The sequence below is a fragment of the Shewanella sp. KX20019 genome (assembly GCF_016757755.1).
In the GTDB taxonomy this organism is placed as follows: Bacteria; Pseudomonadota; Gammaproteobacteria; order Enterobacterales; family Shewanellaceae; genus Shewanella.
The window spans coordinates 3,976,885-4,000,264 of the sequence record NZ_CP068437.1; the positions used below are offsets into that span (position 1 = coordinate 3,976,885).

Genomic DNA, 23,380 nt, shown 5'->3' on the forward strand with positions numbered 1-23,380 from the left:
TGCGGTTTCATCCCTGAAACCGAAGGCCTCAGTTGCATCTACACTGGTTTCGAAAAGCGCGATCATCCAGCATTATAGTTATCAATAAAAGCTTTTAAATTAGATAAACCTCCACATCAGTGAACATCAGAATTTACATTTAAGTAGCCAAATTTGCAGACTGCAATCTTCCCCGTTGGAAATTTTGCTTTTAAAAAAAAGCCGGGGCGCTGAGGGGTTGACTCTTATGAAATCAAGAGCGGGCGCAAGCGCTTTGCCCCTTGACTCTGGTGTGGGCGAAGCACCACGACATTGACGTTGACGTTGATTCTGATTTGAAAAAGCAATAACTGATTTTGCAGCCAGCACGTTTTGGGGCATTTCCGGTTAAGCATCAAACCGCAAGGGGATAAATTGAAACACCAGTTACCTTGTGTAGATACGGCTGAAGCCGTCGAAAACATGGATGTTTTCATTGAGCTTACACGGACGTACTTGAAGCGTGCTTCAGCAGTGCCTGCACAGACCCCGCTGGAGGCGATTAATAGCCATGAGACCACAAGTTCAAATAGGTTGCTTGGCAACACCAATCAAAAATGTAATCAGTCTTCATTCGAAGGCCAACTAACTTTGGGGCATTTGCGTGCTAGAAGCCTTACTACAACGGTATAAATTAAAACACCAGTTAATCCGTGTAGGTGCGGCCGTGACCGTCCATGACATGGACCTCATGGCCGAGCTTCCAAGGATGGACTTGCTGCGTGTCATGGCAGTAACTGCACATGCGGTCGTTCCTACACATCCATGTGTTCACGACATTCGGACATCCTGCCCAGCACTAGCTGCAGGCGATTTTTAACGACAAAATTCAAGTTTAGGTTGGCGACTTGAGTAGCTCTAGCAGCATTGTTTGAGCGAAAAACCATGAGCTGCTAACCAAAGAAGATACTATAGGTAATACCAAGCAGAATTCACAAACGCTAAACGGCAAAAAGCCCGTCATATAGACGGGCTTTTTGTTTATGGCTGGGATACCAGGATTTGAACCTGGGAATGCCGAGATCAAAACCCGGTGCCTTACCGCTTGGCGATATCCCAATTAACTTTTTATACTAAAATTCAATGGTACGGGAAGAGAGACTTGAACTCTCACACCTTACGGCACCAGAACCTAAATCTGGCGTGTCTACCAATTCCACCACTCCCGCATTGAATCTTACTGCAAGTTACCTTGCTTCATCTTTATAGCCCGCAACAATAAAATTGTCTAGTCACTATTAAGACAAGGTCAATAAATCAACCTTTTAAAAATGGCTGGGATACCAGGATTTGAACCTGGGAATGCCGAGATCAAAACCCGGTGCCTTACCGCTTGGCGATATCCCAATTAAACTGTATAGCTAATAACAAGTAGAAACTCATTACTTTAAAATAAATGGTACGGGAAGAGAGACTTGAACTCTCACACCTTACGGCACCAGAACCTAAATCTGGCGTGTCTACCAATTCCACCACTCCCGCACTGCATCAAGTTTACATCTTGATTAAGATGTCTCGATTTTACATCCTGAGAAAGATGGTAGCAATGGCGGGACTTGAACCTGCGACCCCAGCATTATGAGTGCTGTGCTCTAACCAGCTGAGCTACATTGCCAAAGATGGCTGGGATACCAGGATTTGAACCTGGGAATGCCGAGATCAAAACCCGGTGCCTTACCGCTTGGCGATATCCCAATTAATCTTTCTTACTAATAACCCGCCTGAGCTGATTACTTTTCAATAAATGGTACGGGAAGAGAGACTTGAACTCTCACACCTTACGGCACCAGAACCTAAATCTGGCGTGTCTACCAATTCCACCACTCCCGCACTGCATCAAGTTTACATCTTGATTAAGATGGCACTCGGTTATAGCGTGTCTAATATCAACATCCACCACTCCGCACTGCATCAAGTTTACATCTTGATTAAGATGTTGCCGACCCTATGTCTGAAGATTAAAACCTCCAACTAGTCGGCTATTCTCAATTTTACATCTAGAGAAGATGGTAGCAATGGCGGGACTTGAACCTGCGACCCCAGCATTATGAGTGCTGTGCTCTAACCAGCTGAGCTACATTGCCATCTATTTTTCGTCCCTCTCACTGAGGAACGGGGCGTATTATGCTTATTCAGCGTATTCAGGTCAACTGCTTTTTTTCGCTAATTTAAACTAAATTCACTGTTAGGCTATTACTTCGCCAAACTGAGTAACAGATGTGCAATATATTGCGATTTACGCGAATTAAGCCGTTAAAAAGAAGTTTATTTTCTTAGTCAAACCTCTAGCAGAGCTCGCGAGATGTGCAAAATCCAACCACTCGCCAAGCTTAGCACTAAAAGTGAATCATGCTTGCCTAGCTCAATTGATGCCAAAATATAAACGCGGCGCTTAAAGTTTCCTTTAAGCGCCGCGTTTTACACTCTCTTCATGGCAGTAACTGCCGTAACGAGCTTATACGTTAAATAGGAAGTGCATTACATCGCCATCTTTAACGACATATGTTTTACCTTCAACACGTAATTTACCCGCTTCTTTAGCGCCAGCTTCACCTTTATAGGTGATAAAGTCTTCATACGCCATAACTTGAGCGCGAATAAAGCCACGCTCAAAGTCTGTATGGATAACACCAGCAGCTTGAGGAGCGCTAGCCCCTATTTTAACGGTCCATGCTCGTACTTCTTTAACACCTGCGGTAAAGTAAGTTTGTAATGTAAGCAGGTCATAGCCAGAGCGGATCACCCTATCAAGACCAGGTTCTTCCAGTCCTAAGTCAGCCATAAACTCTTCACGGTCTTCAGCGTCCATTTCAGCTAATTCAGATTCAATCGCTGCGCACACAGCCACTACAACGGCATTCTCTTCAGCTGCAAGAGCACGAACTGTATCTAAATGTGGGTTATTTTCAAAGCCATCTTCAGCAACGTTTGCAATATACATGGTTGGCTTAATGGTTAAGAAGTTCAAATAAGCAATGGCTGCTAGCTCTTCTTTGCTTAAGTCCATTGAGCGTAACATTTTGCCTTCATCTAGTACTGGGCGCATCTTCTCAAGCACAGCAACTTCAAACTTAGCTTCTACATCTCCACCTTTAGCGCGTTTTGCTTGGCGAGTGATAGCACGTTCACATGAATCCAGATCTGCGAGTGCAAGCTCAGTGTTGATGACTTCGATATCACTTGCTGGGTCAACCTTGTTCGCCACATGCACAATATTGTCATCTTCAAAACAACGCACAACATGGCCAATAGCGTCAGTCTCACGAATGTTAGCTAGAAATTTATTTCCAAGTCCTTCGCCTTTAGATGCACCAGCAACTAAACCTGCGATATCTACAAATTCCATTGTTGTTGGCATAACACGCTCAGGCTTAACAATCTCAGCGAGTGCATCTAGTCTTGAATCCGGTACAGGAACGATGCCAGTGTTTGGCTCAATCGTACAGAACGGGAAGTTTGATGCTTCGATGCCTGCTTTAGTTAACGCGTTAAACAGTGTTGATTTACCAACATTTGGCAGGCCTACGATGCCACATTTGAAACCCATATTGTTACCTTTATATCAATGAATAACTTGGAGGTTTGCCCCAAGCATTTGTTTATGCTTTAAAAGAATGCAACCTGTGCATCGCCTTTGCCATATCTTCGTTAAATAAAATCTCAGTGGAGCGCACTGCTTCATCTATTGCAGCGTCCATCAACTCTTGATCCGTTGGTGACGCTTTACTCAACACATAGTTACTGACCTGACTTTTATCACCAGGGTGTCCGATACCAATGCGTAAGCGATAGAAACCTTTATCATTTGCCAGTTTGGCAATGATATCTTTCAGACCATTGTGGCCACCGTGCCCTCCGCCTAACTTAAACTTTGCCACACCTGGTGGCATATCGAGCTCATCATGCGCGACCAATATCTCGTCAGGAGCGATACGAAAAAAATTCGCTAACGCACCCACCGATTTACCACTTAAATTCATAAACGTTGCCGGGATCAATAAGCGGACGTCCTTGCCATGCAGCGTCACTCTTGCCGTCATGCCAAAGTACTTACTGTCTAACGTTAACGTTGCACCACAGACTCTTGCGAGCTCTTCAACGTACCAAGCGCCTGCATTATGGCGCGTTCGCTCGTACTGCGCGCCGGGATTTGCTAACCCAACAATAAGTTTAATCTTGCTCATAATACTCTGTCTGTGTTTGCTTACTTACGTTTTGCCGCCATTAGCCACAAAATTAAAAACTCGGCATTTTAGCACTCAAACCGCGCGCCAACAAATTATACGCAAAATTGGCTATATCGCATGGTAAGCATTGCCTTGAAATACTGTCTAATTTGCCCCTTAAAAAGAAAGCGAAAAGCTGTTGTGCAGCTTTTCGCTTTCTTGTTTCAGCTCGATCTTAGCGGCGATTAAAAACCCATAGCGTATTTAAGTACCTGCTTTTTAATCGGACTATCGATATTCGCTAATTTCAGCACGCCATTTCTTAATAGTTTTAGCGGTAATATATCGTTGCTAAAACTGGCATAAAACATATCCATGGCGGTCATCATCAACTGGTTATCACGATAACGACACTCTTGGTACTCTTTTAATACCGCAACACTCCACCAACCAGCATTGTGCTGTAAATGAGACTCTAGTGTGGTGATAAGTGCATCCACATCTTTAAAACCGAGGTTAACGCCCTGCCCCGCTAATGGATTAATCGTGTGTGCTGCGTCACCTAGAATCACCAGGTTATTACTGTAATAACGCTCAGCATGACGACGCGTCAGCTTAAAACTCGCTTTATTAACCACTTTAAAATCACGATCTAGCCTCTCAGGAAAATGCTGATCAATTTGATTTTTCAGGGCCTGATTATTCAACTGAGACAGTTGCGCGATGCGATTGGCATCATCGTACCAAACTAAAGAAGCATTATTGCCTGGAAGAGGGAGCAAAGAGCGCGGGCCTTGTGGGGTAAATTGCTGCCAGGTAACATCTTGTTCGTCTGCACCAGTTTCAATATTAACCAGCATCGCTGACTGACTGTAATCCCACCCCGTAATACCTATCTTCGCCCACTGCCTAACATAGGAGTTTGCTCCATCTGCACCGACTAATAAACGCGTAGAGAACGATTGGCCATCTTCAAGGCTGATATCAATCACATCATTATCTAATCGCTCTAACTGATTAATTTTTACAGGGCAAAATAGGCTGATATTGTCTAACTGTGCCATCCGATGCCACAAGGACAGCTGGATCAAGCGGTTCTCCACAATATGGCCGAGATGCGAAGTGCCTATTTGATCGGCATGAAATTGGGTAATACAACCCTCTAACTCCCATGTTTCAAGCCCTTTATAAGCGACTTGGCGCATGGTCCCGAGATGCTCTAAAGCCCCGAGCCGGGATAATAGTGCTTCTGATGCAGCGCTAATCGCTGAAACTCGCAAATCTAGCGGTTGTGAGCTTTCATAAGCTTGAGGCAAAAATGCTTCAACGACTGCAACTGTTAAGCCTAACTGGGCTAAACCAATCGCCGTCGCGGCGCCAACCATGCCGCCGCCAACAACGACTGCGTCATACTTACTGTTTTTATTGTTCAGCTGTTCCACAGATCCTAGGCTCCTGAAAGATGACACCACTTATACCCATCTTACCTGAAGAGGCAGGATTCACTGGTATGGGGATATATGTAGGCAAGTTTACACTCAATTACAGATGAATTTGTCCTAAGCTCGACATATTTTGCTCAAAGCTGTGCTTCTTTAGCAAAGATGATGCAATTAGCCCAAATAAAATATGTCGTTTAGTGTCTCAACTCACTCTAACGTATTTAAATGTGTCTGAGACGCCAATGATTAACAACTGGTTACATACCATCCAAACTAGCATTCAAACCATGCCATAGACTCAAATAGTCAAAAGAATATATCCCCATGGAATAAGTGAGAATGGTATGAAAAAACTAGCTATAGCAGCAGTGCTAATATCGTTATTAACCCCATTAACCAGCCTTGCGGCCGCACAGCAGCAAGATATGGAGCATATGTCTGTTACCTATCGAACTCCACTTGAGTATGCTATTTACCAATACACCACAGATTTACTCAACAGTTTTAAGCTACAATTACGTGCAGACATCCATTTGCAAGCTAGGATGAATATCCAGCAAATGTATCAAGAACAAAGTTTTACTGATAATACACTCAATGCAGATCAGCAAGAAACTATACCCGTACGCTTGACAGGGGCAACGACCTCCGCAGAATAATTTCACTCAAACATAGGCTAAATGCTAGCCAGCAGCGCCTTTAAGCGTTAAAATATTGCGCTATTTTTTCGGTGCATCTAGAGTGATACAAACTGATGAGTAAAAAACTCCATATTAAAACTTGGGGCTGTCAAATGAATGAGTACGACTCATCAAAGATGGCCGATCTTCTCGACGAATACGAAGGCTATACGCTGACAGATGACGCGACAGAAGCTGACGTGCTTTTGCTAAACACCTGTTCTATTCGCGAGAAAGCACAAGAGAAGGTTTTTCATCAGCTAGGGCGTTGGAAAACACTAAAAGACAAAAAACCAGGCCTTATTATTGGTGTTGGTGGTTGCGTCGCATCTCAAGAAGGAAAGGCGATTAAAGATCGAGCTCAATGTGTGGATCTTATTTTTGGCCCACAAACGCTGCATCGCCTACCAGAAATGATTGACCAGATTAAAGATGGCAAAAAAGCAGTTATTGATGTCAGTTTCCCTGAGATTGAAAAATTCGACCGTCTGCCTGAACCACGCGCTGACGGCCCGAGTGCATACGTTTCAATCATGGAAGGTTGCAGCAAGTACTGCTCTTTCTGCGTTGTTCCTTATACTCGTGGTGAAGAGGTCAGCCGTCCATTAGACGATATCATCCTTGAGATAGCCCAACTGGCTGCGCAAGGTGTGCGTGAAGTGAATCTACTCGGCCAAAATGTCAACGCCTACCGCGGTGCAACCCATGACGATGAGATCTGTACCTTTGCAGAACTGCTTCGCTATGTTGCTGCGATTGATGGAATTGACCGTTTACGCTTTACCACCAGCCACCCAATTGAGTTCAGCCAAGACATTATCGATGTTTACGAAGACACTCCAGAGCTTGTCAGTTTCTTGCATCTACCGGTTCAGTCTGGTTCAGATTTGATTTTGACGCAGATGAAGCGTGGCCATATGGCTATTGAATATAAGTCCATTATTCGCCGCTTGCGTAAAGCACGCCCAGATATTCAGATTAGCTCTGATTTCATTATTGGCTTCCCTGGTGAGTCTAAGCAAGATTTTGCTGACACTATGAAGCTCATTGAAGATATTCAGTTTGATCACAGTTTTAGCTTTATCTATAGTGCGCGCCCAGGCACACCCGCCGCAGATCTCCCAGACGATGTATCACTGGAAGAAAAGAAAGAGCGCTTAGCCATCTTGCAAGATCGAATCACTCAGCAAGCCATGCGCTATAGCCGTCATATGGTAGGCACTGTGCAGCGTATTTTAGTTGAAGGCCCATCGGTTAAGAACCCAATGGAGCTGCGTGGCCGTACTGAAAACAGTCGCGTGGTCAACTTTGAAGGTAAGCCCGAGCATATTGGCGGCTTTGTTGACGTTGAAATTGTGGATGTATACACCAACTCATTGCGCGGTGTTTTTGTCCGTGCTGAAGATGAAATGGATCTACGTCGCGATCTGCGTCCATCTGATATTGTGGCAAAATACAAGCAAGATGACGCCATAGGTGTCAGTCAATTTATACCGTCTTAATTGACTGAATAACCAAGGGTAAATTAGCTAAAAAAGCGTCATCTTAGATGGCGCTTTTTTCGTCCCTATAATCAATAAAAAATACCATTCGCATTTATTGATTATCGCTCGTAAACTAGAGTGCTCACGCTTGATAATATTCTTGGATCTGGAGTTATTTTTTGTCTAATAAGTTAACGACGCTCAACCTGTATTTGGAGCCAGCAGAAACACGCAGACTAGCCTCACTTTGCGGTCCTTTTGATGACAATATTAAACAATTGGAACGTCGTATCGGTGTTGAGATCAGCTATCGTGACAATCACTTCCAAATAGTCGGTGTGCCTAAGAACTGTTTAACAGCCAATAATTTACTAAGAGATCTGTATATTGAAACTCAGCCTCTTAGAGGTAGCACTCCAGACTTAGAACCAGATACTGTCCATGTTGCTATCCAAGAAGCTGTCGCTTTTGATATGGAAGCACCACGGGATGAGAAAGAGCTTTATATCAAAACTAAGCGCGGTGTCATTAAGCCTCGTAATCCAAATCAAAGTGATTATGTGCGCAATATTGTCTCCCATGATATTACTTTTGGTATTGGTCCAGCTGGCACCGGCAAAACGTACTTAGCCGTCGCTGCCGCCGTTGATGCGCTTGAGCGTCAAGACGTTCGCCGTATTCTGTTAACCCGTCCAGCAGTGGAAGCGGGCGAGAAGTTAGGTTTCCTACCCGGCGACTTGAGCCAAAAGGTCGACCCGTATTTACGACCACTATACGATGCGCTATTTGAGATGATGGGCTTTGAAAAAGTCGAACGCCTAATAGAAAGAAATGTCATCGAAGTTGCACCACTGGCTTATATGCGCGGACGCACCTTAAACGATGCATTTATTATTCTTGATGAAAGCCAGAACACCACCATTGAACAGATGAAGATGTTTTTAACCCGAATAGGGTTTAATTCACGGGCGGTTATCACTGGCGATATCACTCAGATCGATCTACCTAGACATCAAAAATCGGGTCTGCGTCACTCAATTGAGGTGTTAGGTGAAGTCAGCGAAATTAGTTTTAACTTCTTCCAAGCTAAAGATGTCGTTCGTCACCCTATTGTGGGGCGAATTGTTGAAGCCTATGAAGAATTTGAGCTAAAGAGCCAGACAATTAAAGGCAATAAAGATAGCCAATACCAGCTACAGGAGGTGCAAAATCATGACTAATGTTCAAACTAGTATTGATCTCGATCTGCAGATTGCAGTTGATGCCGTTAAACTTCCTTCGGAAAAAGAGCTGGAACTTTGGGTAAAAACAGCACTCAGAGACAGTATGACTCATGCTGAATTGACGATACGAATTGTCGATTCAACAGAAAGCCAGATGCTAAATAATACCTACCGCGGTAAAGATAAGCCAACCAATGTGCTCTCTTTCCCGTTTGAGGCACCACCAGGCATAGAACTACCACTACTGGGCGATTTAGTTGTCTGTGCAGCAGTGGTAGAACAAGAAGCAATTGATCAAAACAAACCCCTTAGCGCACATTGGGCGCACATGGTTGTACATGGTTGTCTCCATCTGCTAGGGTATGATCATATAGACGATATAGAGGCTGAAGAGATGGAGTCACTAGAGACCCAACTAATTGAAAGTCTTGGTTATAACAATCCTTATGAGGAGCAATAATTGACTCAAAAGAGTCAATAGAAAACTATGAGTGACGATATCCCCCCGAGTACCAGCGCCCAAAAGAAGGGCTGGTTGGAAAAAGTAAGTCAGTTATTCCAGGGCGAACCCCAAAATCGCGAAGACTTGGTTGATGTAATTCACGATGCAGAACTGCGTGAAGTGATCAGCGAAGACACGCGTGAAATGATTAAAGGTGTATTGGAAGTCTCCGATCTTCGAGTGCGGGACATTATGATCCCACGCGCGCAAATCGTCGCACTTCAAATTAACAATACGGTAGAAGAACTTCTCTCTACAGTTATCGGCTCTGCACACTCTCGCTTTCCAGTAGTCAATGAAGATAAAGATCATATCGAGGGTATTTTGCTCGCAAAAGATCTGCTTCAGTATGGCTTTAAGAACAATGAAAAGCCTTTCGAACTAGGGCAAGTTATCCGCCCAGCAGTTGTCGTTCCGGAGAGTAAACGGGTCGACGTTTTGTTAAAGGAGTTTCGCTCTCAACGTTATCATATGGCGATAGTTGTCGATGAATACGGTGGAGTGTCAGGCTTAGTGACAATTGAAGATATTCTTGAAGAGATTGTTGGCGATATTGAAGATGAGTTTGATCATGACTCTGCAGAAGAGACTGAAATCAAGCAAATTGCCAAGCAAGTCTATATGGTCAAAGCATTAACGCCAATAGATGACTTTAATGATGCGTTTAACACTCGATTCAGCGATGAAGAGTTTGATACCGTAGGTGGTTTAGTATCTCATGCATTTGGCCACCTGCCAGAACGTGATGAAAAAGTCATGATTGAAGGTATAGAGTTTAAAGTCGTCAACGCCGATACTCGTAGACTGATTCAATTACGCGTAAAATTCCCCGATAAAGCTGCCACCGAGAATATTGCCTAGCAATAAGCTCCTTTAACAGCGACCAATGATGAGGCTGTATGCTGAGTAAATTACGGGCATCTGCCCATCATTCCTATCAAAGATTGGTGCTAGCCTTTGCGGCTGGCGCCATGACAGCTCTTGCTTTTGCCCCCTACTCCTATTGGCCCTTATATTTAATCGCCATGGCATTTGCCCTGCACCAAAGTGCCAGCTTGACTGCCAAGCAGGGATTACAGTACTGGCTAAGTTTCGGCTTTGGTTGCTTTGCTATTGGTATTAGCTGGGTGCATGTCAGTATGGATACCTTTGGTGGTATGCCACTCATTGCATCAATTGGCCTAATGGCGCTACTGGCACTTTATTTAGCCATCTATCCGGCAATTACTGGCTACTTACTGCAAAAACTATCCCCACAAACCAGCATCAGCCGTAACTTAATGCTGTTCCCTGCGCTTTGGACATTGACGGAATGGGCTCGCGGTTGGGTGTTGACAGGCTTTCCATGGCTGTGGGCTGGCTATAGCCAAACCCAAGGACCGCTAAAGCCGATAGCCTCGATGACGGGGACATTAAGCTTGAGCTTTATAGTGGCTTTGCTCGCCGGTGCATTAGCACTTGGATTGGCTAAACGCTGGCGCAGTATGCTAATTATTGTCCCAGCTACTGCAATGCTCGTTTTGATTGCTCCATATACTTCTACTGTTGAATCAAAAGGCGAAAGTCTCAGTGTTGCACTTGTGCAGGGGAACATTCCCCAGAGCATGAAATGGGAACCAGATGCATTGTGGCCAACCATGCTCAAGTATATGGATCTGACGAGGTCAGAGTTTTCAGCTGACCTTATCATCTGGCCAGAAGCAGCAGTCCCAGCGCCCGAGCACATGGTCAAAGATTTTCTTTATAATGCCAACCGCGCCGCCAACTTAAATAACAGTGCCATCATTACTGGGATTATTAGTCAACGAGGTAGTCGCTATTATAACTCCCTCATTGTTTTAGGTAATTACGATGCCAAACAGCAAGAAAAGGCCGATTACTACGGTGAAGAGCATAACGAGTTTAGAAAGCATCACTTGTTACCTATCGGTGAATTTGTGCCGTTTGAATCACTATTACGCCCTATAGCACCACTGTTTAATTTGCCTCAGTCATCTTTCAATCGAGGTGATTTCAAACAAGATAATTTGAATGCTGTTGGCCACCAGATATCCCCTGCTATCTGCTATGAAATTGCATTTCCGGAGCAGTTAAGAGCCAATATGAATGAAACCACTGACTTGCTGTTGACGGTTTCAAATGATGCCTGGTTTGGCAGCTCAAATGGACCTCTGCAACATATGGAAATAGCGCAAATGCGCTCGGTTGAGCTTGGCCGACCTTTAGTGCGGGCAACCAACAATGGCGTGACCGCTGTAGTGAACGAAAAAGGGGATATTACCCACCAGCTACCGCAATTCGAAGCGGGAGTGTTAACGGCCGAAATTCCACTGGTTAAAGGTCATACGCTCTTCACGTTAGTAGGCCAGTGGCCAATATTAATACTGAGTTTTCTTACTGTTTTCGTCATCCTCATTAGAAAAATATTGGTGAGGATGCCGAAGGTGTGAGCGAGGAGATCCATCGAGATACACTTCTCCAGATAGGGATAGCTTTTCAGCAAGGTTTTCTCCATGGTAAAGCCCAACCGCTATCAGTTTTGTTCACACAAGATAACCAACAAGACTTTTATACCCTACCCTACACACCATAATGGTACCGTTACATGAACTCTAATGGCGTGCCCTCTTTACTCATACCTTAACGCTTCAATAGGATCTAAGTTGGCGGCTTTGCGAGCTGGGTAATAGCCAAAGCCAATACCAATCACTGCTGTACCCGCTACCGACAACAACATAATATTGGTCGGCAACACCATCTCCCAACCAAAGAGAGGGCCAGCAATAATAAGGGCTAACACAGATAAGGCAAGGCCCAGTAAAGCGCCAACTAAACACAGCACCACACTCTCAATTAAGAATTGATTACGAATATCAGCAGGTTTAGCACCCACCGCGAGTCGCAAGCCAATCTCCCTCGTACGCTCGGTGACGGTGACCAGCATGATGTTCATCACTCCGATACCGCCCACCAGTAAGGAGACTCCTGCGACTCCGGCCAGCAGTGAACTAAATACCTGAGATGCTTCTGCTCGAGTTTCCATCATTTGCGACAGGTTCATCACGCGAACAGGTGAAGGTTCATCATCGGCCACTCTGTGGCGCTGTTTAAGGATGTTTTCTATCTCAGCGGCGACCCAATCCATATTACTGGGTTCGTCGACTTGCACCGTAATGCGCTTGATCCGGTCTTGATACTTGCTATTGCCACCGATCACTCGGCGCACCGCAGTAGAGAAAGGCAGCATAACTGTATCGTCTAAATCACTGCCGCGCATATCTTCGCCTTTGCCTTTTAACAGGCCGACCACGAGTATGGGGATCTTGTTAATTCTAATGGTTTCACCGACCGCCATAGAGGCAATACCAAACAACTCTTCGGCGACGGTTTCGCCGATAATAGCCACCTTGGCTGCGCTTTTCATCTCCTGTTCGCTGAAGGTTCTACCTGCTTTAATTTCCCAATTGTGGGCACTGAGAACATCAAGGTTGATCCCCTCGATGCGGGTGTTCCAATTTTCATTACCCCACACCACCTGCGCCTGCGCGTTGACAGAGGTACCTGCGGCTACAATCTGTTGGATCTCACGCTTTAAAGCCGCAACATCGTCTAACGTCAATTTCTGTACGTCACCCGCCGCGCCCTTCGCCCCCCCAGTGCTCACAGAAGAAGACTTCACCATTAGCAAGTTTGTCCCAAGCGCTTCGATTTGCTGCTCGACTTTTTTCTGGGCTCCCTCACCTAGGGCAAACATTATAATCACCGCACTAATACCGATGACGATCCCAAGGGTGGTGAGCATGCTACGCATGAGATTACGCCTCAGGGAGCTCAGTGCCGTATTTACCAGTTGTATCTGTATCATGCGGCGTTCTCCACTTTACCGTCCCGCACCATAATCGTTCGGTCGGCGTACGCGGCTATCTCTGGTTCATGGGTGACTAGAATAACGGTGATACCGCTGCTGTTGAGCTCTTTAAACAGTGCCATGATCTCCTTACCCGTCTTAGTATCTAACGCTCCCGTTGGTTCGTCAGCCAATAATATTTTGGGTTGATTCACCAGTGCACGAGCAATGGCGACACGCTGTTGTTGCCCCCCAGATAATTGGCTCGGTGTATGGCCCGCTCTATCACCGAGTCCCACCATATCTAGGCAATGCAGAGCTCGTTGCTCATCATTTCGAGCCGGATCGAGGTTATACATCAATGGCATCTGGACATTGTCCTGCGCCGAGGTCCGTGCCAGCAAATTAAACTGCTGGAAAACAAAGCCGATGTGCTGACTGCGCAACGCTGCCAACTGCTCCCGACTCATGCCAGCCGTCTGCTGGCCCAGCACAGTAAGGCGACCCTTTACCGGGGTCATTAAGCAGCCGAGTAGGTTCATTAGAGTAGACTTGCCAGATCCCGACGGCCCCATAATGGCCAACATCTCACCAGTTTTGATCTGTAAATTAATATTATCTAGCACGGTTAATGCTTCCCCTGCCATGGGGAAACTATGGCTTAAACCCTGACAACTGAGAGCAATACTCATAGCTTCACCTGCTGGATCTGGGTAACCACCGCTTTACCCACTAATGCTGTACCTTCAATTTGAGTAAATTGATCATCGCTAAGACCCAATTGCACTTGCATCAACTTTGGCTCACTCTCCTCTAGGATCATCACGTAACCGGATTTAACCTGTCCGCTGCGTAAAGCCTTCAATAATTGCTGTTGCTCTGAAGTGAGGATCTGCTTCAATGCTCGATCTAGCCGTTGGCGAGCCTGCTCTCTATTACGAGCCATAGGGTCAGCTCCTTTATCTGGGCGAGCAGCTGCCACCTGCTGACGTTGCAAATCGGTTAACTCCAGTTGATCCATTAACTCGCTCATCTTTCCCATAGATTGCTTACCACTGCGTTCATTTGAGGATTTGAGGCTAGCTTGTCGAGCAGCAATGCGAATAGCAGAGTTCGGCACTCGTACCACATTTCTTGCGGTATCAATCCGGACCGTAAGATCGGCCGTCATTCCGGGTAAGAGCTGGCCTCTTGGGTTCGGGGCGCTGATAATCACCGTATAGGTCACCACCCCTGAATCGGTTTCAGGGTATTGGCGGATTTGGCGAACTTTGCCGAAAAATTTCGCCAGCGGGTAGGCATCGACAGCGAAATCCACCCGCTGGCCGCTAGTAATAAAACCGATGTCAGATTCATCGACATAGGCTTCAATCTCCATCTGCGATAGATCTTTAGCGATGACAAAAAGCTCTGGAGTGTTGTAGCTCGAAGCCACGGTTTGACCGGCTTCTATGGTGCGGTTAATAACAATCCCACTAATAGGGGCGCGAATTTCGGTTCTGTCTAGTTCAATTTGCGCCTGCAGCAACTGCGCCAACGTGCTTGCCTTGCTGGCTGTCAAGGCATCTAGCTCGGCTTTGGCTTTTAATACGTCGAGATCGCTGATTGCCGCAGCAGTCTTAAGCTGATCTAGCTCCTCTGCAGAGATATTGTTGCTGGCGACTAACCCTTGACCGCGAACCAGATCCCGTAGAGCGAGACTAGCGCTAAGCTTTGCCTTACTGATAACGACTTGCTGTAGTTTCATGCTGGCATCTATGTTGGCTATTTGAGCCTGATATTGTTCGACTTTCGCACTAAAGGTGCGTGGGTCAATCCGAGCCAATAACTGCCCTTTCTCCACTTTATCGTTGAAATCCACCAGCAGCTCAGTGATCTGCCCCGAGAGCTGCGACCCCACCACCAAATCATCGACCGCCGCGAGAGCCCCCGTTGCTCCCACCGTTTTCTGGATGTCTCCAGTCGCCAGTACTTGCGTCTGATATTGAAACTCAACTTGATTGCTCTCGGCAGGGGTAAAGTACCAAAAAGCAGAAAAGATCAGTGCTGTGGCGGCAATAATAAACTTGTTCATCTGGGATCCTCTTCAATCTAATGTAGGGGATTCTACCTCTATAAAATTCAAGCGTATTAGAGCTTTAATCATCTTTACATTTCTTGAAGCCATTACCACATTGATGACACTAAATGACAAAAATTCCTGCCAGACTACAGTCCTAAATGAGAATGCGGTTATTTCAGTTCTGCTATTAGGTTTATTACCCATACCAGCTCGCTCATACGAACAGAGTGACTCATTTGCAGTTGCAAAGTAATAGACAAAAAAATACCCGTAATGAACGGGTACTTTACTTTGTAACCTAGTCGATAGACCGACGAGAGAATAGCGCTAAACAATAAACTGATTCAGCAAGGATTCCTGGTGCTTGACCTGTTTCATTTGAGTCACCATAGCTGCATTAGCTTGCTCAGCGTTATCAGCAACTTCCACAGTAAGATCCTTAATGTTTGACGTATTCTTATTCATCTCTTCCGCAACCTGACTTTGCTCCTCTGCAGCGCTAGCGATTTGAAGGTTCATGTCGGTAATATCCTGAATACTCTTGCGTATCTCTTTCAGGGTGTCATTTGCCATCAATGCCTTTTCTACCGTGGTTTGGGTTGTCCCACGACTCTCATCCATCACATTAACGACCGCTGCAACTCCCGACTGTAACTTCTCAATTTTCTCTTTAATTTCCGATGTAGACTCTTGGGTACGCGCAGCCAAGCTACGAACCTCATCAGCAACGACTGCAAAACCTCGCCCTGACTCGCCAGCTCTGGCAGCCTCAATTGCCGCATTCAGAGCCAATAAGTTTGTCTGCCCTGCAATTTCATTGATGACACCGAGGATAGATTCAATGCTAACAGTATCTGCTTCTAGCTCTTTTACAGCTGCACTGGCTTGCATAATTTGTTCTGACAGGTGGTCGATAGAATCCGTCGTTTGATTCACAGCAGATGCACCGTCGCTAACTGCCGCATCAGCCTGTTGAACAGCAAAAGCCGCACTCTGTGCGTTGCCCGCAACTTCGGATGCTGTTACCGCCATTTCATGCATAGCAGTTGCAAGCTGCTCAACTTCCTGGGTCTGTTCACCCATAGCTCGAGAAGCTGATTTTGCGCCTTCGGCCGTCATTTCCGTCCCATTTGCAACTTCGCCGCCAATCACTTTAACTTGCTGGATCAGATCTTGAAGCTTGATGACAAAACTATTAAAGCTACTGGCTAAACTAGCAAACTCTACATCTGAGTCAGTGCTCAAACGTCGTGTCAGATCCCCTTCGCCAGATGCAACATCTTTCATTGCCTCATTCAATACATCCAATGGTTTCATCAGATGTCTAATAAATCCAGCCATCAGCAATGTAGCCAAAACGAGTGCCAATAAGGAATAGAAAATAGCATCACCGCGCAGTTTATCAGCAGCGGCATAGATAACCTGCTCATCAAGCACAATGCCCAGGCTCCAATCCAAGCCTGATAAAGGATTGAAAATAACAGTATGCATTTTACCATCGATCTCGATATGGCTGATATCTTGAGTCACATCTAGCTGGCCACCAAACACCAACCCCATAGGACGTCCATTCTTAGTCGCATCCGGGTACGCTATAAAATCACCATTATTGCCCACAATAAAAGCGTAGCCTGCACCAAATAAATTCGCTGTATTGCTAATATCCGCTAAGGTTTTGAGGCTAATATCAGCAAACATTGCCCCTTGAAACTCACCATTTTTATATAAAGGTGCCGCTGCAGATACTAAGATCTCTCCAGTGGTAGCGTCCGCATAAGGCTCAGTAAATAACTGCCGGCCTTGTTTCTTCACCTCTTGGTACCACATTCTTTTACGAGGATCATAGTTTTGCGGTTGCCAGCTAGATTCATTACCGATGAAATGCCCTGACTCAAGCCCCATACCCGCTAAGATAAAATGCTCTTTGATAACAGGTTGCCCCAACACTTTTTGAAAATTTTCATCAGAAAGTTCAGATTCAAATAGCGAAGCCGCAAAGCGAGTAAGGTCTGACTTCTCGGCCATAACAGCCTCAATGTTGTTTTTCATCGAGTCAGCTAATTCAGCCACACTCTGACTCACTTGGTCATTTATCTGTTGTTTAACTTGGAAGTACTGGTAGCTAGACAAACCTCCTAGTGACAAGATCAAGATCAGACTGGCACTTATAACGATTTTATGGACAAACTTCATTCAAATCCCCAAAACTAACGATGCTTCACTAGAATCCAAAGTTCGCATCTACAACTACGCAGCCGAAACATCTCCCTATGAATAGCTACAAATTAACATCATGTGTTTCAAACATGATCATCGGCTGCACATTAGGGGATCTTTAGTGTTTTGTCATAAAAAAGCATGTGAAATACAGCTTTAATATGAAAAACAATCAAGTAGACGGAAGGAAATAAGGAAAAACCGCATTCTGATTTAAGCAATGCGGTTCAATTCATCATAAAAAGAGCAACGAAAATAATGAAAATGTTAACTAAGGCGCTAACGCTTCACGGGTAAACTCGTCGTTATCACACTGGGTGCAACCAGACAAAACTTGAGGGAACTCGATTTTCGATTCATGGCCACAGGCAGTGCATACCATGGTCCCTTGCCCGACTATTTCACCAGACTCGTAATAGCCGTGATGCTTAAAATCTTGTGCTACTTCATGCCACTCGACCTGACTGCGGTCGGTAATTTCACTCAACCAATGCCATAACGTATTTTCAACTGTGATCATTGTGGGGCTATGGCTTAGATCTTTAGCATTTTTCTCTTGTAAAAAACTGGCAATATCACGTTTTAAAAATTGTTCAACTAAAGCTAGCTCTTCAGCCTTTGCTTGCTGTTTAATAGCCAAGTATTCTTTACAGGTCTGAGTCTGACTATATAAACTCTTTACTGTCAAAGAGTTATCATCACTGTATTGCGCTTTAATTTGATGAATAAGTGCCTCGTAAAGCGAAAGTAGCTCAGTACTTTGTTCACTCATAGTAAATACTCCTTCGACGAACCTTTTTAATGACTCACTTCTAGTTTATTCTATGTCGATATAACTCGCGCATAAATAGCGCTAGATCAAACAACGGCCGGAAATAGATTGATGCAAGAGCAATATACTCCTTCTGAAATTGAAGCAAAAGTGCAACAGCACTGGAAAGACGAAAAGACATTTGAAGTTACCGAAGATGAAAACAAAGAAAAGTTTTACTGCCTTTCTATGTTTCCATACCCTTCAGGCCGACTGCACATGGGCCATGTACGTAACTACACCATAGGTGATGTTGTCGCACGTTACCAACGTCTACAAGGCAAAAATGTGCTGCAGCCTATCGGGTGGGACTCTTTTGGTCTGCCAGCTGAAAATGCGGCAATCAAAAACAATACCGCGCCAGCACCATGGACCTATGAAAACATCGACTACATGAAGAACCAGCTAAAAATGCTTGGTTTCGGTTATGACTGGTCGCGTGAAATAGCGACTTGCACGCCAGAATATTACCGCTGGGAACAGTGGTTCTTCACTAAGCTTTACGAAAAAGGCTTAGTTTACAAGAAGACCGCCAACGTAAACTGGTGCCCAAATGATGAAACCGTTCTTGCCAACGAGCAAGTCATCGACGGTTGTTGCTGGCGCTGTGATACCACTGTAGAACAAAAAGAGATCCCGCAGTGGTTTATCAAGATTACTGAGTATGCCGACGAGCTGCTTAAAGATATCGACCAGCTAGATGAATGGCCAGAGCAAGTTAAGACCATGCAACGTAACTGGATTGGTCGTAGTGAAGGTATTGAGATGACCTTCCAGGTTGCCGATAGCGACCAGAGCTTTGATATCTACACCACGCGCCCTGATACTGTTATGGGTGTCACTTACGTTGCTATCGCAGCGGCTCACCCTCTTGCGAAGCAAGCTGCAGCCAATAACCCTGCGCTAACTGAGTTTATCGAAGAGTGTAACAACGCCGATACTACCGAAGCTGCTATGGCTGCGATGGAGAAAAAAGGTGTTGCTACTGGTCTTAATGCAATCCACCCACTTACAGGTAAAGAAGTACCAATCTGGGTCGGTAACTTTGTATTAATGAACTATGGTACTGGTGCCGTAATGTCTGTACCGGCACACGATCAACGTGATTATGAATTCGCCAAGAAATACGGCTTAACTATCGAAGGTGTTATTAAGCCTGTCGATAGCGAACTAGATATCTCTGAAGAAGCCTACACCGACAAAGGTGTGCTGTTTAACTCGGCAGAATTTGATGGTCTTGATTTCCAAGCAGCGTTTGATGCCATTGATGCAAAGCTGGTTGCTGAAGGCAAAGGTAAGCGTCAAGTGAACTTCCGTCTGCGCGACTGGGGTGTTTCACGTCAACGTTACTGGGGCGCACCTATTCCGATGGTGACACTGGCTGATGGTACTGTTGTACCGACGCCAGAAGATCAGCTTCCTGTGATCTTGCCTGAAGATGTCGTTATGGACGGCATTCAAAGCCCAATCAAAGCAGACAAAGAGTGGGCTAAAACCCAGGTTAATGGTCAAGAAGCTTTCCGCGAAACCGATACCTTCGACACCTTTATGGAGTCATCTTGGTACTATGCACGCTACTGTAGCCCTCATGCAGATGAGATGCTTGATCCTGCCAAAGCAAACTACTGGTTACCAGTGGATCAATACATTGGTGGTATTGAGCACGCTTGTATGCACCTATTGTATTTCCGCTTCTTCCACAAGTTGCTACGTGATACTGGTTTAGTGAACTCTGATGAGCCAGCTAAACGCCTACTGACTCAAGGTATGGTTTTGGCTGATGCTTACTACTATAACAATGAGAAAGGCGCACGTATTTGGGTTGCACCAAGTGATGTAACCGTGCTTGAGACTGATGACAAAGGCCGCACTGTAAAATCGGTAGACAGCGAAGGTAATGAGCTGGTTTATACCGGTATGAGCAAGATGTCTAAGTCAAAGAATAACGGTATTGATCCACAAGAGATGGTCAATAAATACGGTGCCGACACCGTGCGTCTATTCATGATGTTTGCTGCACCACCAGAGCTTACGCTTGAGTGGCAGGAGTCGAGTGTTGAAGGCGCACATCGCTTTATTAAGCGCTTGTGGAAAACAGCACACGATCATGTTGCTGCAGGTCCAACAACTGAACTCGACTTAACCTCACTTAACCCTGCTCAAAAAGAGCTACGCCGTGAGTTGCACAAAACAATTGCTAAAGTCGGTGATGATATTGAACGTCGTCAAATGTTCAACACTGCTATCGCTTCAGTGATGGAGCTGATGAACCGCTTACAGAAAGCCGCCACTGAAACAGAACAAGATAGAGCACTGATGCAAGAAGCATTGAGCGCTGTAACTCGTTTACTTTACCCAATCATTCCTCACACCAGCTTTAGCTTGTGGAATGAACTGGGTAATACAGGTGCGATTGAAGACGTACTTTGGCCTGAAGTAGATGAAGCCGCACTGGTTGAAGACAGCAAGCTTATTATCGTACAGGTTAACGGCAAGCTACGCGCTAAAGTTACTGTTGCTGCAGATGCAAGCAAAGAAGAAGTTGAAGCGGCAGGGTTGGCTGAAGAGGGTGTGGTTAAGCACACTGAAGGAAAAACTGTTCGTAAAGTTATCTACATACCGGGTAAGTTACTCAACATCGTAGCGAACTAAATGCAGACTCATTTGCTTTGCAAACCGAAAATGCAAACAAGGAAGACTAAACAAAGCTTATGCTAATTAGACGCATACTTTTAGCAACCTTAGCACTGAGTGTACTGCTCAGTGCGGGTTGCGGCTTTAAATTACAGGGAAGCTACTCCATCCCTGAACAGTTGCAAACATTGAGCTTAACCAGCCAAGACGAATACAGTGAATTAACTCGTCTAGTGCATGAACGTTTAAGACTTAATCGTATTGCCGTTGTAGAGCCAGCACATGATATCCCAACGGTTCGTATTATTAGTGACTCGCTAGACCGCTCCACCCTGTCTATTTACCCAACGGGTAACGTGGCTGAGTACGAGTTGATCTACCAAGTCTCTTTTGCTGTACAACTGCCTGATACTGAATCTCAGCGATTTGAAGTTGATATTCATCGCGATTACTTGGACGATCCGCGTACCGCGTTAGCAAAGAGTCGAGAGATGCAATTGCTACTCAAAGAGATGCGTATTCAAGCTGCCGATCGTATTATTCAAGCTCTGGCAGCTATCGAGGTTAATTGATGCGGGTATACCCAGATCAATTACTGAGAAACCTCAGCCCCTTGCCTCAATGCTGTCTTATTTTTGGTGATGACCCATGGTTATGCGAACAAAGCCGCAGTGCTTTATATCAAGTAGCAAGACAGCAAGGTTTTGATGAGAAAATTCAATTAACTCAAGAAACCGGCTTTAGTTGGAATGAGTTAATCGAGCAATGGCAAGCCATGAGTTTGTTTTCCAGTCGCCGTATTATTGAGCTTACAATGCCCACTGCGAAGCCGGGCACTGAAGGTAGCGCGATGTTCCAATCATTAATGCAGATGGATAACCCTGATGTGTTACTGATCCTAACGGGTCCTAAACTCGCTGCCGAGCAAACCAAGAGTAAATGGTTTAAGTCGTTAGACGCAAAAGGTGTATACGTCCCCTGTATTACCCCTGAAGGTGCTCAATTTCAGCGTTGGCTTGATACAAGAATCAACCATTACGCATTGTCTTTATCTCGAGACTCTCGCGATATGTTGTTTGCACTGTATGAAGGTAATTTACTTGCTGCAGACCAAGCATTGCAGCTACTGCAACTGCTCAGCCCAACGGCACCGATTGATCCCGAGCAGCTAACCCAGTATTTTGAAGACCAGTCGCGTTTTAGTGTTTTCCAGTTAACTGACGCGATGTTGAGTAACCAGCAAGATAAGGCGCAACATATTTTGTCACAGCTGAAAAGTGAAGGCGTAGCAATGCCAATCATACTCTGGTCACTATTCAAAGAGTTGAGCGTATTACTACAGCTCAAAACAGCTGAAGCCAATGGTCAACCAATACAAGCCCTTTGGAGTAAGTTGCGCGTATGGGACAAACGTAAGCCATTGTATCAACAGGCACTCAAACGTTTATCCCTACCACAAGTCGAAACACTGCTAGCGACCTCATCAGTACTTGAGTTAAAGCTAAAGCAGCAAGGTATAGAGGATTGGACTGGACTGAGCCACATCAGTCTGCTTTTCGATGCTAAAGCCCATGCAGCACTCAAACACATAGCGATCGACTAATGAAAGTCGGTATTCTAGGCGGCACCTTCGACCCGATACATTTTGGTCATATTCGTCCCGCGATTGAAGTACAACAGCAGCTTAAGCTAGATGAGGTTTGGCTAATGCCAAACCATATTCCGCCGCACAAAAATGGCACCCACGTTAGCACTGATGACCGCTTGGCAATGGCGCAGGCTGTATGCGATCAATTTCCACAGCTGAAGCTATGCGAAATCGAAGCTAATCGAGACACTCCTTCTTATACTGCCACCACATTAGCAGTGCTTCGACAACAATACCCAATGCATGAATTCTATTTTCTAATGGGGATGGATTCATTTTTAGGGCTACAGAGTTGGTATCAATGGCAGAGTCTATTTGATCTGTGCCACATCGTAGTGTGCCAACGACCGGGTTGGCAACTATCGAAACGGCACCCAATGCAGGCAGTGTTAACTCAACGCAGTGCTCAAACAGCAGCAATGGCTAAAACAGGGTTGATCTTTCGCGTATCAATCACAGAGCAGCCCTTTTCGTCGACGCAGATTCGCACCGCTCTTAGCCAAGGTATGTCGGTTAATGATGCATTACCCTCCAGCGTTCAACTGTATATAAAGCAGCATCGACTATATGGCTCAAAGACTTAGTACAACCCACAAAAATCTTCACTGCTAAAGTCACTATTTCTAATCTTCGCTATTAATCTCAT

At 45.2% G+C, this 23,380-nt stretch carries 19 protein-coding genes and 8 tRNA genes; 11 read left to right on the plus strand and 16 right to left on the minus strand.

Annotated features, from left to right (window positions below; all coding sequences use genetic code 11):
* The first annotated feature begins 393 nt into the window (after positions 1-393).
* Complete coding sequence (locus JK628_RS17180) at positions 394-651, plus strand: hypothetical protein (RefSeq protein ID WP_202286176.1); 258 nt, start codon at positions 394-396, stop codon at positions 649-651.
* A gap of 351 nt (positions 652-1,002) precedes the next feature.
* Here the strand turns inward: JK628_RS17180 and JK628_RS17185 are convergent.
* The 11 genes from JK628_RS17185 to JK628_RS17235 all read right to left on the minus strand — a co-directional run bounded on the left by JK628_RS17185 (position 1,003) and on the right by JK628_RS17235 (position 5,569).
* Positions 1,003-1,077, minus strand: a tRNA-Gln gene (locus tag JK628_RS17185).
* 25 nt (positions 1,078-1,102) lie between these two features.
* A tRNA-Leu gene (locus JK628_RS17190) sits at positions 1,103-1,187 on the minus strand.
* 103 nt (positions 1,188-1,290) lie between these two features.
* Positions 1,291-1,365 (minus strand) — tRNA-Gln (locus JK628_RS17195).
* A gap of 50 nt (positions 1,366-1,415) precedes the next feature.
* Positions 1,416-1,500, minus strand: a tRNA-Leu gene (locus JK628_RS17200).
* A 56-nt stretch (positions 1,501-1,556) separates the two neighbouring features.
* A tRNA-Met gene (locus JK628_RS17205) sits at positions 1,557-1,633 on the minus strand.
* Positions 1,634-1,638: 5 nt separating this feature from the next.
* Positions 1,639-1,713: transfer RNA gene (locus JK628_RS17210), tRNA-Gln, on the minus strand.
* Positions 1,714-1,763: 50 nt separating this feature from the next.
* Positions 1,764-1,848: transfer RNA gene (locus JK628_RS17215), tRNA-Leu, on the minus strand.
* A gap of 177 nt (positions 1,849-2,025) precedes the next feature.
* Positions 2,026-2,102 (minus strand) — tRNA-Met (locus JK628_RS17220).
* A gap of 371 nt (positions 2,103-2,473) precedes the next feature.
* Positions 2,474-3,565: a redox-regulated ATPase YchF gene (gene ychF / locus JK628_RS17225; RefSeq protein ID WP_202286177.1), complete on the minus strand. Its 1,092-nt coding sequence runs from the start codon at positions 3,563-3,565 to the stop codon at positions 2,474-2,476.
* A gap of 52 nt (positions 3,566-3,617) precedes the next feature.
* Positions 3,618-4,202, minus strand: coding sequence for an aminoacyl-tRNA hydrolase (gene pth, locus JK628_RS17230; protein WP_202286178.1), 585 nt, complete (start codon positions 4,200-4,202; stop codon positions 3,618-3,620).
* 227 nt (positions 4,203-4,429) lie between these two features.
* Positions 4,430-5,569 carry an FAD-dependent monooxygenase gene (locus JK628_RS17235; RefSeq protein ID WP_237524236.1) on the minus strand — a complete coding sequence of 380 codons (1,140 nt, stop codon included), beginning with the start codon at positions 5,567-5,569 and terminating at the stop codon, positions 4,430-4,432.
* Between the two features lie 401 nt (positions 5,570-5,970).
* Between JK628_RS17235 and JK628_RS17240 the strand changes: the two genes are divergently transcribed.
* From JK628_RS17240 to lnt, 6 genes are all read left to right on the plus strand, one after another.
* Entirely contained in the window at positions 5,971-6,285 is a 315-nt protein-coding gene (locus tag JK628_RS17240) for a hypothetical protein (RefSeq protein WP_202286180.1), read from the plus strand.
* Positions 6,286-6,380: 95 nt separating this feature from the next.
* Complete coding sequence (miaB, locus tag JK628_RS17245; RefSeq protein ID WP_202286181.1) at positions 6,381-7,808, plus strand: tRNA (N6-isopentenyl adenosine(37)-C2)-methylthiotransferase MiaB; 1,428 nt, start codon at positions 6,381-6,383, stop codon at positions 7,806-7,808.
* A gap of 161 nt (positions 7,809-7,969) precedes the next feature.
* A complete protein-coding gene (locus JK628_RS17250) occupies positions 7,970-9,010 on the plus strand; it encodes a PhoH family protein (protein WP_202286182.1) in 1,041 nt (346 codons plus the stop codon).
* A complete protein-coding gene (gene ybeY / locus JK628_RS17255) occupies positions 9,003-9,473 on the plus strand; it encodes an rRNA maturation RNase YbeY (RefSeq protein ID WP_202286183.1) in 471 nt (156 codons plus the stop codon). The genes JK628_RS17250 and ybeY overlap by 8 nt, the downstream gene beginning before the upstream one ends.
* 27 nt (positions 9,474-9,500) lie before the next feature.
* Entirely contained in the window at positions 9,501-10,376 is an 876-nt protein-coding gene (gene corC, locus JK628_RS17260) for a CNNM family magnesium/cobalt transport protein CorC (protein ID WP_202286184.1), read from the plus strand.
* Positions 10,377-10,414: 38 nt separating this feature from the next.
* Entirely contained in the window at positions 10,415-11,965 is a 1,551-nt protein-coding gene (lnt, locus tag JK628_RS17265) for an apolipoprotein N-acyltransferase (protein WP_202286185.1), read from the plus strand.
* A gap of 179 nt (positions 11,966-12,144) precedes the next feature.
* On the opposite strand, the gene JK628_RS17270 is transcribed toward lnt, so the two are convergent.
* From JK628_RS17270 to JK628_RS17290, 5 genes are all read right to left on the minus strand, one after another.
* Positions 12,145-13,380: an ABC transporter permease gene (locus JK628_RS17270; RefSeq protein WP_202286186.1), complete on the minus strand. Its 1,236-nt coding sequence runs from the start codon at positions 13,378-13,380 to the stop codon at positions 12,145-12,147.
* A complete protein-coding gene (locus tag JK628_RS17275) occupies positions 13,377-14,054 on the minus strand; it encodes an ABC transporter ATP-binding protein (RefSeq protein ID WP_202286187.1) in 678 nt (225 codons plus the stop codon). Before JK628_RS17275 ends, JK628_RS17270 begins: the two co-directional genes overlap by 4 nt.
* A complete protein-coding gene (locus JK628_RS17280; protein ID WP_202286188.1) occupies positions 14,051-15,436 on the minus strand; it encodes an efflux RND transporter periplasmic adaptor subunit in 1,386 nt (461 codons plus the stop codon). The genes JK628_RS17275 and JK628_RS17280 overlap by 4 nt, the downstream gene beginning before the upstream one ends.
* A 315-nt stretch (positions 15,437-15,751) precedes the next feature.
* Positions 15,752-17,617, minus strand: coding sequence for a methyl-accepting chemotaxis protein (locus JK628_RS17285; protein WP_202286189.1), 1,866 nt, complete (start codon positions 17,615-17,617; stop codon positions 15,752-15,754).
* A gap of 295 nt (positions 17,618-17,912) precedes the next feature.
* Positions 17,913-18,413 carry a zinc ribbon-containing protein gene (locus JK628_RS17290; RefSeq protein ID WP_202286190.1) on the minus strand — a complete coding sequence of 167 codons (501 nt, stop codon included), beginning with the start codon at positions 18,411-18,413 and terminating at the stop codon, positions 17,913-17,915.
* A gap of 111 nt (positions 18,414-18,524) precedes the next feature.
* On the opposite strand from JK628_RS17290, the gene leuS reads away from it, so the two are divergent.
* From leuS to nadD, 4 genes are read left to right on the plus strand one after another with little or no spacing between them, the layout of a single operon-like run.
* Positions 18,525-21,104 carry a leucine--tRNA ligase gene (gene leuS / locus JK628_RS17295; protein WP_202286191.1) on the plus strand — a complete coding sequence of 860 codons (2,580 nt, stop codon included), beginning with the start codon at positions 18,525-18,527 and terminating at the stop codon, positions 21,102-21,104.
* 59 nt (positions 21,105-21,163) lie between these two features.
* Positions 21,164-21,658: an LPS-assembly lipoprotein LptE gene (locus JK628_RS17300; protein ID WP_202286192.1), complete on the plus strand. Its 495-nt coding sequence runs from the start codon at positions 21,164-21,166 to the stop codon at positions 21,656-21,658.
* On the plus strand, positions 21,658-22,689 hold the full coding sequence (holA, locus tag JK628_RS17305) for a DNA polymerase III subunit delta (protein ID WP_202286193.1): 1,032 nt from the start codon (positions 21,658-21,660) through the stop codon (positions 22,687-22,689). The genes JK628_RS17300 and holA overlap by 1 nt, the downstream gene beginning before the upstream one ends.
* The gene (nadD, locus tag JK628_RS17310) at positions 22,689-23,318 is read left to right on the plus strand and encodes a nicotinate-nucleotide adenylyltransferase (RefSeq protein WP_202286194.1); all 630 of its coding nucleotides are present in this window, start codon (positions 22,689-22,691) and stop codon (positions 23,316-23,318) included. Before holA ends, nadD begins: the two co-directional genes overlap by 1 nt.
* The last annotated feature ends 62 nt before the right edge of the window (positions 23,319-23,380 follow it).

Excerpts from the sequence above, each read along its gene's own strand:
- JK628_RS17235 (WP_237524236.1), bottom strand. The coding sequence starts at position 5,569 with ATGGTTGGCGCCGCGACGGCGATTGGTTTAGCCCAGTTAGGCTTAACA.
- JK628_RS17285 (WP_202286189.1), bottom strand. The coding sequence starts at position 17,617 with ATGAAGTTTGTCCATAAAATCGTTATAAGTGCCAGTCTGATCTTGATC.
- holA (WP_202286193.1), top strand. The coding sequence starts at position 21,658 with ATGCGGGTATACCCAGATCAATTACTGAGAAACCTCAGCCCCTTGCCT.
- JK628_RS17275 (WP_202286187.1), bottom strand. The coding sequence starts at position 14,054 with ATGAGTATTGCTCTCAGTTGTCAGGGTTTAAGCCATAGTTTCCCCATG.
- corC (WP_202286184.1), top strand. The coding sequence starts at position 9,501 with ATGAGTGACGATATCCCCCCGAGTACCAGCGCCCAAAAGAAGGGCTGG.
- miaB (WP_202286181.1), top strand. The coding sequence starts at position 6,381 with ATGAGTAAAAAACTCCATATTAAAACTTGGGGCTGTCAAATGAATGAG.
- lnt (WP_202286185.1), top strand. The coding sequence starts at position 10,415 with ATGCTGAGTAAATTACGGGCATCTGCCCATCATTCCTATCAAAGATTG.
- pth (WP_202286178.1), bottom strand. The coding sequence starts at position 4,202 with ATGAGCAAGATTAAACTTATTGTTGGGTTAGCAAATCCCGGCGCGCAG.
- JK628_RS17280 (WP_202286188.1), bottom strand. The coding sequence starts at position 15,436 with ATGAACAAGTTTATTATTGCCGCCACAGCACTGATCTTTTCTGCTTTT.
- nadD (WP_202286194.1), top strand. The coding sequence starts at position 22,689 with ATGAAAGTCGGTATTCTAGGCGGCACCTTCGACCCGATACATTTTGGT.
- JK628_RS17300 (WP_202286192.1), top strand. The coding sequence starts at position 21,164 with ATGCTAATTAGACGCATACTTTTAGCAACCTTAGCACTGAGTGTACTG.
- ychF (WP_202286177.1), bottom strand. The coding sequence starts at position 3,565 with ATGGGTTTCAAATGTGGCATCGTAGGCCTGCCAAATGTTGGTAAATCA.
- ybeY (WP_202286183.1), top strand. The coding sequence starts at position 9,003 with ATGACTAATGTTCAAACTAGTATTGATCTCGATCTGCAGATTGCAGTT.
- leuS (WP_202286191.1), top strand. The coding sequence starts at position 18,525 with ATGCAAGAGCAATATACTCCTTCTGAAATTGAAGCAAAAGTGCAACAG.
- JK628_RS17240 (WP_202286180.1), top strand. The coding sequence starts at position 5,971 with ATGAAAAAACTAGCTATAGCAGCAGTGCTAATATCGTTATTAACCCCA.
- JK628_RS17290 (WP_202286190.1), bottom strand. The coding sequence starts at position 18,413 with ATGAGTGAACAAAGTACTGAGCTACTTTCGCTTTACGAGGCACTTATT.
- JK628_RS17270 (WP_202286186.1), bottom strand. The coding sequence starts at position 13,380 with ATGATACAGATACAACTGGTAAATACGGCACTGAGCTCCCTGAGGCGT.